This window comes from Oleiphilus sp. HI0086, assembly GCF_001635225.1.
The window spans coordinates 1-1,120 of sequence record NZ_LWFZ01000161.1 but is presented as its reverse complement, the minus strand read 5'-3'; the positions used below and the strand labels follow the sequence as shown (position 1 = coordinate 1,120).

At 42.3% G+C, this 1,120-nt stretch carries 1 protein-coding gene; it reads left to right on the top strand.

Features of this window, described 5'->3' with window-relative positions; translation table 11 throughout:
* A partial coding sequence (locus A3756_RS02220) for a hypothetical protein (RefSeq protein WP_156490200.1) occupies nt 1-813 on the top strand: 813 nt, incomplete at its 5' end.
* Nucleotides 814-1,120: the final 307 nt, after the last annotated feature.

Here is a 1,120-nt window from a genome sequence, read left to right as displayed (position 1 = left end):
AATTGGTCGGAGCGTTTTGTCGATGATGGCGATAAAACGCTTGTTGTTGAACATGGCTGGCTACCGAGATCGTCTTATCAAATCTCTCCTCATGGGGCCAATGCACGCAGCCACACTCAGTTTGACTCTGGCGTTGATTATGTTGAGCGCATAGGTCGACGCGATTTAGAGCACTGCAAAGCTCGCGCTCAACACTTCTTGAGGCCTAAAAAGGTTGATATCGCAGGCCTTACTCAAAAGCCTTTTTGTTTATTGCCACTCCAAGGAGGAGAGGACTATAACCTGAAGTTTTCTGATTCTGGTTTTGAGAGCTTGTATGGGCAGAAGGGCGCCAACGATTTATTGGCTCAGGCGCTAATTGATCGGAGTTATGCGGAAGCGCAAGGTGTGAACATTATCGTGACTGAGCATCCTGCTAAAAAATGCCGCTTATCTAATGCTCCGACGTTACCAAAGGGTGTGACATTTATCGAGGCTAAGAAAGGTATCCGTAGTATTGATTTAGCCGCGCATAAAAATTGTGTTGGGGTCGTATCGGTTAACTCTAACTTGGTTCATGAGGCAATGGTCTTAGGCAAGCCTGTTTGTTCTTATGGGCGTTTGATGTACAAGAGTGATGATAAGCCAATGTTTTCGTCAATTGCAGATATGCTGACATGTGGCGAACAAGACCTCAGCCTGGCTGATCAGTATTTAGCGCTATTATTTTTAAGTCAGTGGGAACTCACTGACTTAATGGACCCTATAATTGTGCAGACTTTATTAAACAGCATGGGGAAGGTTTTCCCTTGGGAGTTACGTCGAGGTATTTAACATTGGCTAATGTAAAAGAATATTCTTTTTTACCAGCTTAAAGCTTTTGCCAAGAATCAAACCTCTAATAAGTCTAGATTCAACACCGCTAACTTTACAGCTTCGCGATACTAAGAGTAAAACGTACATTAGCTGGCTTCCCATAATATATAGATAACCTCCTATTTCCGGGTTGCTGGTATATACTGATACGTACTTATTTCGGGTGACAGATGATTAAGGGTATCTTGTATTGAATACTGGTTTCTGGCCGAGCTTTATTGCTCATATTAAATTTACTCTAGCTTTTCTTTTATTGGTTACTTCT